The sequence below is a fragment of the Pseudomonas sp. BO3-4 genome, from assembly GCF_034044115.1.
In the GTDB taxonomy this organism is placed as follows: Bacteria; Pseudomonadota; Gammaproteobacteria; order Pseudomonadales; family Pseudomonadaceae; genus Aquipseudomonas; species Aquipseudomonas alloputida.
Window position 1 is genome coordinate 5,538,335 of sequence record NZ_CP139018.1, and the last position, 14,815, is coordinate 5,553,149.

At 63.1% G+C, this 14,815-nt stretch carries 13 protein-coding genes; 4 read left to right on the forward strand and 9 right to left on the reverse strand.

Annotated features, from left to right (window positions below):
- Nucleotides 1–263: 263 nt before the first annotated feature.
- The 4 genes from REH59_RS25370 to REH59_RS25385 form a co-directional block, all read right to left on the reverse strand.
- A complete protein-coding gene (locus tag REH59_RS25370) occupies nt 264–1,655 on the reverse strand; it encodes an amino acid permease (protein ID WP_003249863.1) in 1,392 nt (463 codons plus the stop codon).
- Nucleotides 1,656–2,253: 598 nt separating this feature from the next.
- Nucleotides 2,254–3,623, reverse strand: a protein-coding gene (locus tag REH59_RS25375; RefSeq protein WP_128573916.1) for an IS3 family transposase whose coding sequence is annotated in 2 segments (ribosomal slippage) — nt 2,254–3,141 and nt 3,144–3,623 — 1,368 coding nt in all. Because the reading frame shifts where the segments join, the coding sequence is not laid out codon by codon here.
- Nucleotides 3,624–3,844: 221 nt separating this feature from the next.
- Nucleotides 3,845–5,200: a glucarate dehydratase gene (gene gudD, locus REH59_RS25380; protein ID WP_128573569.1), complete on the reverse strand. Its 1,356-nt coding sequence runs from the start codon at nt 5,198–5,200 to the stop codon at nt 3,845–3,847.
- Between the two features lie 19 nt (nt 5,201–5,219).
- A complete protein-coding gene (locus tag REH59_RS25385) occupies nt 5,220–6,572 on the reverse strand; it encodes an MFS transporter (RefSeq protein ID WP_014859381.1) in 1,353 nt (450 codons plus the stop codon).
- A gap of 259 nt (nt 6,573–6,831) precedes the next feature.
- Between REH59_RS25385 and REH59_RS25390 the strand changes: the two genes are divergently transcribed.
- Nucleotides 6,832–7,533 (forward strand): FadR/GntR family transcriptional regulator, encoded by a 702-nt coding sequence (locus REH59_RS25390; RefSeq protein WP_003249857.1) that lies wholly within the window; start codon nt 6,832–6,834, stop codon nt 7,531–7,533.
- An 88-nt stretch (nt 7,534–7,621) separates the two neighbouring features.
- Here REH59_RS25390 and REH59_RS25395 read toward each other — a convergent pair whose 3' ends face one another.
- From REH59_RS25395 to REH59_RS25410, 4 genes are all read right to left on the reverse strand, one after another.
- A complete protein-coding gene (locus tag REH59_RS25395) occupies nt 7,622–8,632 on the reverse strand; it encodes a zinc-dependent alcohol dehydrogenase family protein (protein WP_014859383.1) in 1,011 nt (336 codons plus the stop codon).
- 164 nt (nt 8,633–8,796) lie between these two features.
- Nucleotides 8,797–9,387, reverse strand: a complete 591-nt coding sequence (locus tag REH59_RS25400) for an HAD family hydrolase (protein ID WP_003249853.1) — start codon at nt 9,385–9,387, stop codon at nt 8,797–8,799.
- Complete coding sequence (tesB, locus tag REH59_RS25405) at nt 9,384–10,253, reverse strand: acyl-CoA thioesterase II (protein WP_014859384.1); 870 nt, start codon at nt 10,251–10,253, stop codon at nt 9,384–9,386. Before tesB ends, REH59_RS25400 begins: the two co-directional genes overlap by 4 nt.
- Before the next feature lie 149 nt (nt 10,254–10,402).
- The gene (locus REH59_RS25410; protein WP_003249850.1) at nt 10,403–10,972 is read right to left on the reverse strand and encodes a GNAT family N-acetyltransferase; all 570 of its coding nucleotides are present in this window, start codon (nt 10,970–10,972) and stop codon (nt 10,403–10,405) included.
- A gap of 179 nt (nt 10,973–11,151) precedes the next feature.
- On the opposite strand from REH59_RS25410, the gene REH59_RS25415 reads away from it, so the two are divergent.
- On the forward strand, nt 11,152–11,838 hold the full coding sequence (locus REH59_RS25415) for a histidine phosphatase family protein (protein ID WP_014859385.1): 687 nt from the start codon (nt 11,152–11,154) through the stop codon (nt 11,836–11,838).
- A gap of 183 nt (nt 11,839–12,021) precedes the next feature.
- Here REH59_RS25415 and REH59_RS25420 read toward each other — a convergent pair whose 3' ends face one another.
- On the reverse strand, nt 12,022–12,150 hold the full coding sequence (locus tag REH59_RS25420) for a hypothetical protein (protein ID WP_014754328.1): 129 nt from the start codon (nt 12,148–12,150) through the stop codon (nt 12,022–12,024).
- A gap of 225 nt (nt 12,151–12,375) precedes the next feature.
- Between REH59_RS25420 and REH59_RS25425 the strand changes: the two genes are divergently transcribed.
- Entirely contained in the window at nt 12,376–13,290 is a 915-nt protein-coding gene (locus REH59_RS25425; RefSeq protein WP_026031969.1) for a histone deacetylase, read from the forward strand.
- 148 nt (nt 13,291–13,438) lie between these two features.
- Complete coding sequence (locus tag REH59_RS25430) at nt 13,439–14,677, forward strand: TIGR03862 family flavoprotein (RefSeq protein WP_019752571.1); 1,239 nt, start codon at nt 13,439–13,441, stop codon at nt 14,675–14,677.
- Nucleotides 14,678–14,815: the final 138 nt, after the last annotated feature.

Consider the following 14,815-nt stretch of genomic DNA (forward strand, 5'->3'; position numbering starts at 1 on the left):
AAGTCACCAGGCGCAATATTGGTCGGGCGCGCGCCTCTGTCGACAGCCGAACGGTGGGTAAGTACGGCATCACAACTCTCCACGGCGGCCAGCACGGGCAGGATGAGTTTACACGTGGTCATGCCAGTTTCCTTACTTGAAAAGTCTGCTGGAGCACACCAGAAGAACCGCCCCATGTCTTGCTGCTGAACCTTCGTCTGGCCCAGAAAAACAAAGGGCACCCATCCTCGGGTGCCCTTTGCCTTACAGCCAGGTGAACTGAATCACCCCATCGATCGCGCTGCCACCGGTTGCGCATGGCCCCTCGACGTCACGATCCCCAGGAAGGAAATCACGATCGCCAGGCCCAATGTCGAGCTCACTTCCGCCCGATGCTCAGGCGTGTACATCATCACCGCCAGCGCCCCGGCAATGAAAATGATCACCGCCCAGGTCAGGTACGGGAACAGCCACATGCGGAACTTCAGTTCGGTGTTCTCGCGCTCCAGTCGGCGGCGCATGCGCAGCTGCGAGATGGCGATAACCATGTACACCAACAGGGCGATGGCGCCGGAGCTGGCCAGCAGGAACTCGAACACGCCCTTCGGTGCGAAGTAGTTGAGGACCGCGATGGCCGCACCGATCAGGGTGCTGCCGAACACTGCAGCACGCGGTACACCGACCTTGGAGGTCTTGTTGAGGAAGGCCGGGGCGTCACCGCGCTTGGCCAGCGAAAACATCATCCGCGAAGCGATGTAGATGGACGAGTTCATGCAGCTGGTAACGGCTACCAGCACCACCAGGTCGACCATGAACGCGGCGTTGGGGATGTTCATGATTTCCAGCGCACGCTGGTACGAACCCACCACCGCCAGCTGCGGGTCGTTCCACGGCACCACCGAAATGATCACGAAGATCGACAGGATGTAGAAGGTGCTGATACGCCAGATCACCGAGCGGGTGGCCTTGGCGATGTTGCGCGACGGGTCGCTGGACTCGGACGCGGCGATGGTCACTGCCTCGGTGCCGATGAAGCTGAACATCACAGTGATGAACGCGCCGACCACCGCCGACCAGCCCTTCGGTGCAAAGCCGCCGTATTCGGCCATCAGCCCGCTCAGCCCACTGACCTCGCGGTTGGGCAGCCAGCCCATCAGCGCGGCGAAGCCCAGGCCGATGAAGCCCAGGATGGCGGTGACCTTGAGGATGGCGAACCAGAACTCGAACTCGCCGTACTTGGCCACGCTGAACAGGTTGGTACCGGCCAGCAGCAACACCGAAGCCAGGGCGAAGATCCAGCTGTCCACCTGCGGGAACCAGGCGTTCAGCACATGCCCGGCGGCCAATGCTTCGATAGGAATCACCAGTACCCAGAACCACCAGTACAACCAGCCGATGGTATAGCCGGCCCAGCGGCCAATGGCCTGGTCGGCATAGGTGGAAAACGATCCGGTGTCGGGGTGCGCCACGGCCATTTCGCCGAGCATGCGCATGACCAGTACCACCAAGGTCCCGGCCACGAAATAGGAAATTATGGTTGCTGGCCCGGCTGCCGCGATGGCGTGGCCAGAGCCTACGAAAAGTCCGGCGCCGATGATGCCGGCGATGGACAGCATCGTTACGTGACGTGGCTTGAAACCTTGTGCAAGGTTGCCATCAGATCCCACGGTGTTCATTGATGTTGTTCTCTTTTTGCTGACACAAGGAAGGACGGGCAGGCGTAGGCGAAAAATATCTCCTTTGAAATCAATAAGTCGACACGTTGTTCGCGCGCTGTTGTTGATATTTGGCACGCATCACAGAGCAAGGTGTCAGTGCGGTTCGGGGTTCATTTAATCCCCGCATGGCTGTGGGGAATTACACGAGAACGCCACGGAACTGTTCGATCACGACAGGGCATTTCCATCAACGCCGGATGTCGCGAATGACATATCCGATCGCGCCACAGGCCCAAATGGAGCTTTTGTTTTTCATTTGAATGTGTGTTGCCTGTGCCATCCCTTTCGCGGGTGAACCCGCTCCTACGACGGAACCTGGCGATGGTACCGATTGAGGAATGCGGTGGCGGGTGCGGCGGTGAATGACTGGGGTACTGGGCGGCAGGTCCGGCCTATTCGCGGGTGAACCCGCTCCTACAATGGTACGTGGCGACGGTACCGATTGAGGAATGCGGTGGCGGCTGCGGCGGTGAATGACTGGGGGTATTGGCCTATTCGCGGGTGAACCCGCTCCTACAACGGTATGAGCTGCGCCCCAGATGTTGGACGGTCGGTGCTAGGCTACCTCAGCTTGAGTTCTGTAAGCCACAGGACTCAGGCCGTTGAGTTTCATTTTAATGCGGTCATGGTTGTAGTAGTGGATGTACTCATCCAGTCCCGCCTGTAGCTCTGCGACGCTTTTGAAGCGCTCACGGTAGAAGTATTCCGACTTCAGCGTGCCGAAAAAACTCTCCATCGCGGCGTTGTCCAGGCAGTTACCTTTGCGTGACATGCTTTGCTCAAGCCCTGCTTCCTTCACACGTGCACAGTAATCAGGGTATCGGTAGTGCCATCCTTGGTCCGAGTGCAGCAGTGGTTTGTTGCCCGCCGGAAGCAGTTGAATCGCGCGCTCCAGCATTTCGCCGACCAAGGTGAAGCGCGGTCTGGTGTCGGTGCGATACGTCACGATTTCGCCGTTGTACAGATCCATTACAGGCGAGAGGTACAGCTTTTCACCCGCCACTTTGAACTCAGTGACATCGGTAACCCACTTCTGGTTAGGCTGATCAGCCTGGAAATTACGCTTGAGAATGTTAGGCGCGGCTTCTCCCATCAGGCCCCGATACGCCTTGTACTTCTTCGGGCGGACCGTGCACTTGAGGTCTAGAGCAGCCATCAGCCGGCGCACCTTTTTACTGTTAACCAACTGCCCAGAACTGCGCAGCGCAGAGGTAACCCGCCGATAACCATAACGACCGCGATGTCGGTCGCAGATCTCCTGGATCGAGATTTTGAGAGAGGCACACTTATCCCCGGCCTCAAGCAGCCCTAGCTGGTAATAGTAAGTACTGCGTGGCAGGCCGGCAGCCTTGAGCAGATCGGCAAACGGGTAGTGTTCGCGCAAAGCCCTTACTAGCCGGGTTTTTTCCTGGCTTTCTTCAGCCTCGCCTTCTCCTCGTCGAGCTCCTCGAGCTTTTTTAGGTAGGCGTTCTCCGCTTCAAGCTGGCGAAGTCTCTTGAGCAGCTCCGCATGGGTAAGCTCCTCGATAGGTTTGGGAGCGGTCTCTTCGGGCTTGCGCGGGGCTTTAGGCATAGGGGTGACCAATATCTTTTTGCTTGAGGACAGGGCCTGGAAGCCGCCACTGTAATACTGTTCCTCCCAGCGCCGCACCTGAGATGAGTTACCCAGGTTGAACAACGCTGCGGTGGCCCGGAGCGACAGCTTCTCGCGCCACATACGGTAGAGCACAGAAAGCTTGAACTCACTGCTGTAATGACCGCCAGGCTTCTCGAAGCTGGCCTCACCATGTAACTGATAGGACATGACCCAACGGCGCAGCAAAGTCGGATCGATTTGAAACAGCGCCGCGATGTGGCGAAAGCCTCGGCCACGCTTGAGGAAAGCCTGGATGGCTGACTGCTTGAATTGTGTTGAGTACTTGCTCATAAAAACCCCAGATGATGGACAGATGTCCAACATCTGGGGCGCAGCTCAGTACGGGGCGACGGTACCGATTGGTGGATGCGGTGGCGGGTGCGGCGGTGAATGACTGGGGGTATTGGGCGGCAGGGTCGGCCTATTCGCGGGTGAACCCGCTCCTACGACGGTGCGGGGCGACACCACCGGTTGATGTAGGAGCGGGCTTGCCCGCGAAGAGGCCCGCAGCCTCAACGCACCAGGCAAGGCCGTTTGTTATCGAAGCTCCAACCCGGAATCAGGAACTGCATCGCCACGCTGTCATCCCGCGCACCCAGCCCCATGTTGCGGTAGCACTCATGGGCCTTGGCCAGCTGGTCTTCATCCAATTCCACGCCCAAACCCGGCCGCGCCGGCACTCGCACATGCCCGTCGACAATGCGCAGCGGCGCACGGGTCAGGCGCTGGCCATCCTGCCAGATCCAGTGGGTGTCGATCGCCGTGATTTCACCCGGCGCCGCAGCCGCCACCTGGGTGAACATCGCCAGCGAAATGTCGAAGTGGTTATTGGAATGAGAACCCCAGGTCAGCCCCCAGTCGTTGCACATCTGCGCCACCCGTACCGAACCCTGCAAGGTCCAGAAGTGCGGGTCGGCCAGCGGAATGTCCACCGACTGCAACTGAATGGCATGGCCCATCTGTCGCCAGTCGGTAGCGATCATGTTGGTCGCGGTGGGCAGCCCGGTGGCGCGGCGGAACTCGGCCATCACCTCGCGGCCCGAGTAACCATTCTCGGCGCCGCAGGGGTCTTCGGCGTAGGCCAGCACATTGTGCTTGTCGCGGCACAGGGCGATGGCCTCCTTCAGCGACCACGCGCCATTGGGGTCGAGCGTGATGCGCGCTTCGGGGAAGCGTTCGGCCAGCGCTGTCACGGCCTCCATCTCTTCTTCACCACGCAGCACGCCGCCCTTGAGCTTGAAGTCGCTGAAGCCATAGCGCGCCTTGGCGGCCTCGGCCAGCCGCACCACTGCTTCCGGGGTCAGGGCCTTTTCGTGGCGCAGGCGGAACCAGTCGTCATCGCTGTCGGCTTCGTTGCGGTAGGCCAGGTCGGTCTGCTGGCGGTCGCCGATGTAGAACAGATAGCCGAGCATCTTCACCGCATCACGTTGCTGCCCCTCGCCCAGCAATGCTGCCATCGGCACATTCAGGTGCTGGCCGAGCAGGTCGAGCAACGCCGACTCGATGGCCGTCACCGCATGCACGGTGATGCGCAGGTCGAAGGTCTGCAGGCCGCGGCCCGCCGAGTCGCGGTTGGCGAAGGTCTGGCGCATGGCATTGAGCACACGCTGGTAATGGCCGATCGGCTGGCCGACCACCAGGCTGCGGGCGTCCTCCAGGGTCTGGCGAATCTTCTCGCCACCGGGCACTTCACCCAGGCCGGTATTGCCGGCGCTGTCGCGCAGCACCACCACGTTGCGGGTGAAGTACGGGCCATGAGCGCCACTGAGGTTGAGCAGCATGCTGTCATGGCCGGCCACGGGGACCACGCGCAGGTCGGTGACCACCGGGGTGCTGGCATGTACGGCGGGATTGGTCTGCATATTCATGGTTGTTGTCTCGCAGTCATCAGTGGGTCTGGCCCAGGGCCGAAGGGGCCTTGAGGTCATCGGAAGGGACGCCCTTGGGGCGAGTGCGTACGAAGAAGATGGCAATCGCCGCCAGCACCGAGGTCACCGCCAGGCCGTACAGCCCGCCCTGGATCGAGCCAGTCTGCTGCTCCAGCAAGCCGAAGGTGGTGGGGGCAACGAAGCCGCCGAGGTTGCCGACCGAGTTGATCAGGGCAATCACCGCCGCAGCGATGCGGGCGTCCAGGTAGCCTTGGGGGATTGGCCAGAACAGTGACGACGCTGACTTGAAGCCGATCGCGGCGAAGCACACGGCGACGAAGGCAAACACCGGCCCACCCGTGGTGGACATGAACATGCCCGTGGCAGCGACCAGCAGGGCGCCGGCCACCCAGGCCTGCTGGAACTTCCAGCGAGCGGAACCGGCAGCGAAGGCGTACATGGCCAGGATCGAGATCAGCCAAGGGATCGAGTTGAAGAAACCGACCTGCATGTCACTGAGGTCGCCCATGCGCTTGATGATGCTGGGCAGCCAGAAGGTGGCGGCATAGATGGTCAGCTGGATGCAGAAGTAGATCAGGCAGAACAGCACGATCTGGCGGTCCTTGAGCAGGCTCCAGGCCGACGGCCTGACCGCGCCGATGGCCTCACGCGCTTGCTGCTCGCGGTCGATGGTGGCGACCAGCGCGTCCTGCTCGGCCTTGCTCAGCCACTTGGCGTCCTGCGGCTTGGAGTCGAGCCAGAAGAACACGAAGAAGCACAGCACCACCGAGGCCATGCCTTCAATGAACAGCATCCACTGCCAACCATGCAGGCCCAGGCCCTGGATCTGCATCAACGCCCCGGCCAGCGGCCCGGAAATCAACGAAGCCAGCGCCGAGCCACTGAGGAAGATGGCAATCGCCTTGCCGCGCTCTGCCGCCGGCAGCCAGCGGGTGAAGTAGTAGATCACGCCAGGAAAGAAGCCTGCTTCGGCCACCCCGAGCAGAAAACGCAACACGTAGAACTGGGTTTCGTTCTGCACGAAGGCCATGGCCGTGGCCACCAGCCCCCAGGTGAACATGATACGGGTCAGCCACAGCCGGGCACCGACCTTTTGCAGCAGCATGTTCGAAGGGACTTCGAACAGCGCGTAACCGATGAAGAACAGCCCGGCACCAAAGCCAAAGGCCGCAGCGCTGATGCCCAGGTCGCTTTCCAGGTGCGGACGGACGAAGCCGATGTTGACGCGGTCGAGGTAGTTAACGATGAACATGATGACGAACAGCGGCAGGACGTGGCGCTTGACCTTGGCCACGGCGCTGGCCAACGCGTCGCCTTCATGCCGGGCAGACGGAGCGAGGGTGTCGTTCACTTGCGGATCTCCCACTAATTGTTTTTGTGCGGGTCGGGTTGTCTGACATGGCAGTGGGGAGGAGCTTATGCGCAGCGAGGTTGTACGACAAGATCACAAACGTCGGCAAAACAGCAAAATACAAGCTGTCACAATGCCAATTTGATCCGAACATGCAAAAACACATCAACTACATGCTGAATTGGATGCGCGAAAAATCGGCAAAAAATATTTCTATCGATTAACTTGTCGTACAAGCTAATCAAGAAGCGGATCACACATGGAACCGGAACACGCTCGCAAACGCGGCCATAGCCGCGCCCATGACCTGGTTTCCAGCCTGACCCAGCAGATTCTGCTGGGCACCTTCAAACCAGGCGACAAACTGCCTTCGGAAAACACCTTGGTGCGCGAGCACGGGGTCAGCCGCACAGTGGTTCGCGAAGCCTTGTCGAAGCTGCAGGCCTCTGGGCTGGTGGAGCCGCGCCACGGGATCGGTACGTTCGTGATGGAGCGCCAGGCCCAGGCCGGCCTGCGCGTTGCGGCGGAGAGCGCGGCGAATGTGCGCGATCTGCTGGAGCTGCGTATTGGCCTTGAGGGCCAGGCTGCCGCGCTGGCCGCACTGCGTCGTGATGAGGGGCAACTGGCGCGCATGCGCCAGGCGCTGGATGACTATCAGGACCTGGCCGCTGCCGGCGACAGCTGTATTGAAGCCGACCGGCGCTTTCACCTGCTGATTGCCGAGGCCACCGGCAATCTGTATTTCACCGAGATGCTGCTGCAACTGGGTAACGGCCTGATACCGCGCAACCGCATGGCCCTGGCCGAGCGCGCGGGGGCGAAGCTGGCGCGGCAAGCGTACCTGGCCAACCTGGAGCATGAGGCGATCCTCAACGCCATCCGCCGACAAGACCCGGATGCGGCACGGGCGGCGGTATGCCTGCACCTGTCCAACAGCCGCGACCGGCTATTGCCGGACTGACTGTCAGGCAGTGCAAGGCCTCGGGCTTGATGCTACGAACAGAGTGGCGTGCAGGGAGGCCGTTACAGCCAGCTACCCTGCCCTCACTTCACCAGGTCAGGCAGATCTTGCCGAAATGCCGGTTGCTCTCCTGGTAACGGAACGCCTCGACGATCTGTTCCAGTTCGAAATGCTTGTCCACCACCGGCCGCAGGCCGTTGGCATCGATCGCCCGCACCATCGCCTGCTGCTGCGCTCGGCTGCCAACCAGCACCCCTTGCAGCCGAATCTGCCGCACCAGCGCCTGCACCAGCGGCAACTGCCCGGCCACCCCGGTAAGGATGCCGATCAGCGAAACATGCCCGCCAATGCGCGCAGCTATCATCGACTGCTCCAGCGTCGCCGGGCCGCCCACTTCAATCACATGATCGACACCACGGTTGCCAGTCAGCTCGCGCACCTTCTCACCCCAGGCCGGGGTGCTCTTGTAGTTGATCAGGTGGTCGGCACCCAGGGCCTTCAGGCGCTCCAGCTTGGCATCGCTGGACGAGGTGGCGATCACGGTCGCGCCCGCCAGCTTGGCGAACTGCAGGGCGAAAATCGACACACCGCCGGTACCCTGCACCAGCACCGTGTCGCCGGGCTTGAGGTGATCATCGCTCATCAGCGCGCGCCAGGCGGTAAGGCCGGCGGTGGTCAGGGTGGCAGCCTCGGCATGGCTGAAACCCTGGGGTGCCAGGGTGAAGGCGGTGGCGCGGGCAGTCACCTGTTCACGGGCGTAGCCATCGATGCCGTCGCCGGGCACCCGGGCAAAGCCCTCGACATTGGCCTGGCCATCGAGCCAGTCGGGGAAGAACGTGCTGACCACATTGTCGCCGACCTGGAACTCAGAGACGCCAGCCCCCACCGCAACCACCTCGCCGGCGCCATCGGCCATGGGGATGCGTCGCTCGCTTGGGCCCCACATGCCGCTGACCACGGCGAAGTCGTGGTAGTTGAGGGAACTGGCGTGCAGGCGCACGGTAATCTCGCCGGCCTGGGGGGCCTGGGCCTCGCAGGTGCCGACCTCGACCTTGTCGTAACCGCCGCCGGGTTGTACGTAGATGGCCTTGCTGCTCATGGGTGGGTCTCCGTATCAGAGCAAAGAATGGGGTTCAGCATAGACAGATCCGGCCCTTTCGCGGGCACGCCCACCCCCACAGAGGCACCACAGGCCCCGAGACGTGCGCAATACCTGTGGGAGCGGGCATGCCCGCGAAGAGGCCCGCATGGCCAACACACGCATCAGCCCAGCATCACCTTCAACGCTCGGCAATCCGCCGCATGCCAATCCACCAGTTCCGGCCAGGGGTTGTCCGGCAGGTTCACCAGCACCGTGCGCGCCCCCGCCGCCCGCCCACAGTCCAGGTCAAAGCGGTAATCCCCCACCATCACCAGTTCGCTCGGCGTCACGCCCCAGGCGCTGGCAATCTTCAGCAGCCCATCCGGGCTCGGCTTCGGCGCAGCCTCGTCACGCCCAAGAATGTGTTCCACCGGGAAGCAGTCCGCCAGGCCGATGGCCTCCAGCGTTACATGCGCCAGCTCACGCGCATTGCGGGTCAGAATACCCAGCCGGCACCCGCGCCCGGCCAACTCGCGCACCAGCTCCACCGCCCCGGTGGCCGCCGTGGAGGCCGTTGCCAGGTCCCTTTCGTGCTCCAGCAACCAGGCATGCTTGGCCGCCGCTTCCTCTGCCGGCAAGGCCGCCAGGTGGGTGAGGATGTCGTGTTCGGCCGGGATGTCCAGCGCCACCCGAATGGCGGCGAAGTCGTGCACGGCCACGGTCAGGGTGCCGTCCATGTCGAACACCCAGTTGCGCACCTCGCCCAGGCTCATGCCCAGTCCTTGCGATGGCGAATCAGGCCTTCCTGGCTCGACGATGCCACCAGTTGCCCGGCCTGGTTGAAAATGCTGCCGCGGCAGAAGCCACGGGAATTGCCGGCCCAGGGGCTATCGGTGGCGTACAGGAGCCACTGGTCGGCGCGCAGGTTGCCGTGAAACCACAGCGAATGGTCGAGGCTGGCGATCTGCATGTCGCGCTGCCACACCGATTTGCCATGGGGCAGCAACGCCGTGGTCAGCAGGCCGAAGTCCGAGGCGTAGGCCAGCATGTACTTGTGCAGGGCAGGCACGTCCGGCAGGTTGCCGTCGGCGCGGAACCAGGCGTATTTCACCGGGTCGCCCGGCTTGGGGTTGAACGGGTCGCGCTCGGTGACCGGGCGGATCTCGATCGGCTTGGCACACAGCACCTTGTCGCGAATGCGCTCGGGCAACTGGTCGGCCATGGCACGGGCCAGTTCGACTTCGGTAGGCAGGTTTTCCGGGCCGACCACGTCAGGCATCTGCGCCTGGTGCTCGAAGCCTTCCTCGTCGTACTGGAACGACGCGCTGCAGGTGAAGATGGTCTGGCCCTTCTGGATCGCCGTCACCCGCCGTGTACTGAAGCTGCCGCCATCGCGTACGCGGTCTACCGAGTACACCACTGGAAGGCTGGCATCGCCCGGGCGCAGGAAGTAGCCGTGCAACGAATGCACATGGCGCGCGTCCTCGACTGTCTGGCTGGCAGCCGACAACGACTGGCCCAGCACTTGGCCACCGTAAAGCTGGCGGAAGCCCAGGTCCTGGCTACGTCCACGGAACAGGTTCTCCTCGATGGATTCGAGGCTCAACAGGTCGACCAGGTCGTCCAACACATGACTCATCGGCGGTTCTCCGTAGGAGCGAGCCTAGCTCGCGATGCGCCGCCCGAGCGGCGCTCGATTTCACAGGCGCTGAACGTGTTACGGGCAAGCGCCTTCCAAGTAGGCAAATGATACAGCGTTTGTCATTCGCGCCGGGCATGGCAGTGCATTCAGGCGCGCAGGGTGCGCTCCCAGTGCGCGCGATCGATCCGGTACAGCACATGCGGGCGCAGCGGGTGGCCGATGGGCAGGCGGGGGTGTTCGAAGCTGCCGTGCAGGTCCTGCTGCATGCCGATGGCTTGCATCACCTTTTGCGACGGCAGGTTGCATTCGCTGGTGAACGACACGACCTCCTCCAGGCGCAATTGGGCAAAAGCACAACGCAGGCAGGTCCACGCCGCCTCGCTGGCAAAGCCCAGGCCCCAGTGGCGACGTGCCAAGCGCCAGCCGATCTCCACCGCCGGGGCAAAAGGCGCGTCGAAGTTGACATTGAGCAACCCGGTCATGCCGATGAACGCGCCACTGTCCTTGCGCTCCAGGGCCCACAAACCAAAACCGTACTCATTGAAATGCCCACGCACGCGGCCGATCAACGCAGCCGCCTCAACGCGCGTCAGCGGCGCCGGAAAGTAGCGCATCACCTGTGGGTCGGCGCACAGTGCGGCGAACTCGCGCAAGTCATCGTCATGCCATTGGCGCAGCACCAGCCGTGCGCTTTCCAGTTCGAGGATGGGGGTCATCGGGCCTGCTCCGGTTTACCGCCTTGCAGTTTACAGCGTAGGCGCGGGCGCGGGTTTCACCCAGCCGGCAGCCGCCAAATGCAATTTTCACACGCCCTTCACCGGCCCCCGACAGGCCGCTTGGCAGGATGCCGCCATCCACCGCCGCGCCAGCCGCGGCACTGCCAACGGAGCAACGCATGCTATCGAGCAACACCCTGGGGCACCCCGCCATTCATGCCCGGCGCAAGCGACGCCTGACTCGCAAAGCCGTCGGAGCCGCCCTGGGCCTGTGCATGGTCGTGGCGGCGTTGACCACCTGGCTGGCGACGAGGACGCATATCGTGGACCTTGGCAACGAGCAACAACTGACTGACAGTGGCCTGCTGCAGGACTGGGCCGACGGTGCGGTGATCGTGATGATCCGCCACGCCGAACGCTGCGACAGCGCCCCCGGCCCCTGCCTGGACGACCCCACGGGGATCACCCTGAGCGGCAGCCAGGCCGCTGCCCGCGTTGGCCAAGGGCTGCACCAGCTGGGCCTGAACAAAGCCGACCTGCTCAGCAGCCCGAAACTGCGCACCCGGCAAACCGCACACTTCATACTGGGTCAGGCGGTGGCCAGCGAGGACTGGCTCGAAAGCTGCGACAGCCAGTTCGCCAACGAAGCGCTTGCACACAAACGCGCGGGCCACAACCTGGTGCTGGTGACTCACAACGGCTGCATCGACCACTTTGCCCGCCAGCAGCACGTTGCTGGCGGCGAACGTCAAAGCAACTATGCCAGCGCCCTGTTCGTATCGGTGGATGGCAATGGCAAGGCACGTATCCTGGGGCGCTTGAACGAACCGGACTGGCAACGCGTATTGGCCAGCACAGGAAAATAGCCTTTGTGGGAGCAACTGTCTTGCTCAATTTCTGAAAGCTGGCGCGATCCGTGTGGGAGCGGCCTTGCGTCGCGAAAGGGCTGCACAGCAGCCCCGGGGTTTCAGCGTCGATGCAAATAATGCCGGGGCCGCTTCGCGGCCCTTTCGCGACACAAGGCCGCTCCCACAGGCCGGTGTTCAGCCTCAGCCCAGCGCAGTGTCGAGAAACATCATCACCGCAAACCCGCCCATCAACCCTGGGTAATGGAGCTGGGTGCAGCGCTGGGCATCAAGGTCGAGCCGGCGCTGGAAGCCCTGAAAGTCGCCGTACACATCTAAAGCCTGGCGCAGTCCTTGTGTGGCCTTGTGTCGCGATTGGGCTGCGCAGCAGCCCCAAAATTTCAGCGCAGATGCACACATTGCTGGGGCTGCTGCGCAGCCCAATCGCGACACAAGGCCGCTCCCACAAAGGGCCGGTACCGGCGCAAGAAACAGGTACTCCCATTGCAGTCATCCGTCATGGCAAGATCAGCACTGGCCCTGATTGCGACCCCATCCATGCCGTTGCCGCTGATCTACCACGAAGATTACAGCCCGGAGTTCCCCGCTGAACACCGCTTCCCGATGGACAAGTTCCGCCTGCTGCACGACCACCTGGTCGGCAGCGGGTTGACCACCGACCAGGCCCTGCTGCGCCCGGACATCTGCCCCAACGACATCCTCGCCCTGGCCCACGACCGCAGCTACATCGCGCGCTACATGAACGGCGAGTTGTCGCGCGAGGACCAGCGCCGCCTCGGCCTGCCCTGGAGCGAGGCCCTGGCCCGGCGTACCGTGCGCGCCGTCGGCGGCTCACTGCTGACTGCCGAGATGGCGCTGCAGCACGGCATCGCCTGCCACCTCGCCGGTGGCACCCACCACGCCCATTACGACCACCCCGCCGGCTTCTGCATTTTCAACGACCTGGCGGTCATCAGCCGCTACCTGCTGGAAGCAGGCCGGGTACACCGGGTGCTGATCTTCGACTGCGACGTGCACCAGGGTGATGGCACCGCGCGCATCCTGCACGACACGCCCGAGGCCATCACCGTGTCGCTGCACTGCGAGCAGAACTTCCCCGCCCGCAAGGCACAAAGCGACTGGGACATCCCCCTGCCCCGAGGCATGGGCGACGCGGCCTACCTGAAGGTGGTGGACGACGCTCTCAACTACCTGCTGCCGCTTTATCAACCCGACCTGGTGCTGTATGACGCCGGTGTCGACGTGCACAAGGACGACGCCCTGGGCTACCTGCAGCTGACCGACGCAGGCGTTGCCGCCCGTGACGAAGCCGTGCTGCGCCACTGCCTGGGCCGCGATATCCCGGTGATGGGCGTGATCGGCGGAGGCTACAGCAAGGACCGCACAGCCTTGGCCAGACGCCACGGCATCCTTCACCACAGCGCGGCACGTGTCATAGGTTGTTCACAATGACTGTGGAACCGCTTGTGGATAACCTGCGCGAAAGGCGCTGTAGCCCTTTACTGGCAAGGCCTGCATAACACTGGCTATTTTTTGATCAGTGCTTCCATGGGCAGCGCTGCGGTAGAATGCGCCTCTTTTCCACAGCCTGCTGCCCACCATGCCCGATCTGACCCCCGCATCCCCTCCCCCCGCTGTCGTCATCGGTGGCGGCCCCGCCGGCCTGATGGCTGCCGAAGCACTGGCCAAGGCAGGCCTGGCGGTCGAGGTGTTCGATGCCATGCCTTCAGTGGGCCGCAAGTTCCTGCTGGCGGGCGTCGGCGGCATGAACATCACCCATTCCGAGCCCTACCCGGCGTTCGTGGCACGCTATGCCGAACGCCAAGGCGAAATCGAGGCCCTGCTACGCGACTTCGATGCTGACGCGTTGCGCCAGTGGATTCATGGTTTGGGCATCGAAACCTTCGTCGGCACCTCGGGCCGGGTGTTCCCCACCGACATGAAAGCCGCACCGTTGCTGCGTGCCTGGCTCAAGCGCCTGCGCGACAACGGGGTAGTTATCCACACCCGCCATCGCTGGTTGGGCTGGAACACCGATGGCAGCTTGCGAATTGCTTATCCACAGGGCGAACGTCAGGTGAAAGCCTCGGTCGTGGTGCTGGCGCTGGGTGGCGCCAGCTGGGCGCGCCTGGGTTCTGACGGCAGCTGGCAACCGCTGCTGGCAGAACGGGCTGTGGATATCTCGCCTTTGCAGCCGAGCAACTGCGGTTTTGAAGTAGAGGGCTGGAGCGCGCTGCTCAAGGACAAGTTCGCGGGCGCACCGCTGAAGAACATCGCCCTCAGCGTCCCGGGCAGCGCACCGCGCAAGGGCGAGTTCATCCTCACCGCTCAAGGCGTGGAAGGCAGCCTGGTGTACGCCTGGTCGGCACCGGTACGCGAGGCCATCCACCGTGAAGGCCGCGGGGTATTGTTGCTCGACCTGCTGCCGGACAAGCCTGTGGACAAGATTGCCCAGGCATTGGCCAAACCACGCGGTTCACGCTCCATGGCCAAGCACCTGCACAGCCAGCTGGGGATTGATGGGGTCAAGGCCGCACTGCTGCGCGAACTGACCGATCAGGCGACCTTTGCCGACGTTGATGCTTTGGCCCGGGCCATCAAGGCATTGCCTATCACCCTGGTACGCACGCGGCCGCTGGATGAAGCGATCAGCAGTGCCGGCGGGGTCCGCTTCGAGGGGCTGGATGAGGGGTTGATGGTCAAGGCCGTGCCGGGGGTGTTCTGTGCCGGCGAGATGCTGGACTGGGAGGCGCCGACCGGGGGTTATCTGCTCACGGCGTGCTTTGCCAGCGGCTTGCGCGCCGGGCGGGCAGCGGCGGACTGGGTGCGGGCTTCCTGACAGCTTGCCGGGGCGGCTTCCACAAGTACTGCGTCAATCCAGATTGCGCAGCCCATGTGGGAGCAACTGTCTTGCTCAATTTCTGAAAGCTGGCGCGATCCGTGTGGGAGCGGCCTTGCGTCGCGAATGGGCCGCAAA

Bases quoted from the DNA above. Each gene is read 5' to 3' on its own strand.
- REH59_RS25370 (WP_003249863.1), bottom strand. From the start codon at position 1,655: ATGAACACCGTGGGATCTGATGGCAACCTTGCACAAGGTTTCAAGCCA.
- gudD (WP_128573569.1), bottom strand. From the start codon at position 5,200: ATGAATATGCAGACCAATCCCGCCGTACATGCCAGCACCCCGGTGGTC.
- REH59_RS25390 (WP_003249857.1), top strand. From the start codon at position 6,832: ATGGAACCGGAACACGCTCGCAAACGCGGCCATAGCCGCGCCCATGAC.
- REH59_RS25395 (WP_014859383.1), bottom strand. From the start codon at position 8,632: ATGAGCAGCAAGGCCATCTACGTACAACCCGGCGGCGGTTACGACAAG.
- REH59_RS25400 (WP_003249853.1), bottom strand. From the start codon at position 9,387: ATGAGCCTGGGCGAGGTGCGCAACTGGGTGTTCGACATGGACGGCACC.
- tesB (WP_014859384.1), bottom strand. From the start codon at position 10,253: ATGAGTCATGTGTTGGACGACCTGGTCGACCTGTTGAGCCTCGAATCC.
- REH59_RS25410 (WP_003249850.1), bottom strand. From the start codon at position 10,972: ATGACCCCCATCCTCGAACTGGAAAGCGCACGGCTGGTGCTGCGCCAA.
- REH59_RS25415 (WP_014859385.1), top strand. From the start codon at position 11,152: ATGCTATCGAGCAACACCCTGGGGCACCCCGCCATTCATGCCCGGCGC.
- REH59_RS25425 (WP_026031969.1), top strand. From the start codon at position 12,376: ATGCCGTTGCCGCTGATCTACCACGAAGATTACAGCCCGGAGTTCCCC.
- REH59_RS25430 (WP_019752571.1), top strand. From the start codon at position 13,439: ATGCCCGATCTGACCCCCGCATCCCCTCCCCCCGCTGTCGTCATCGGT.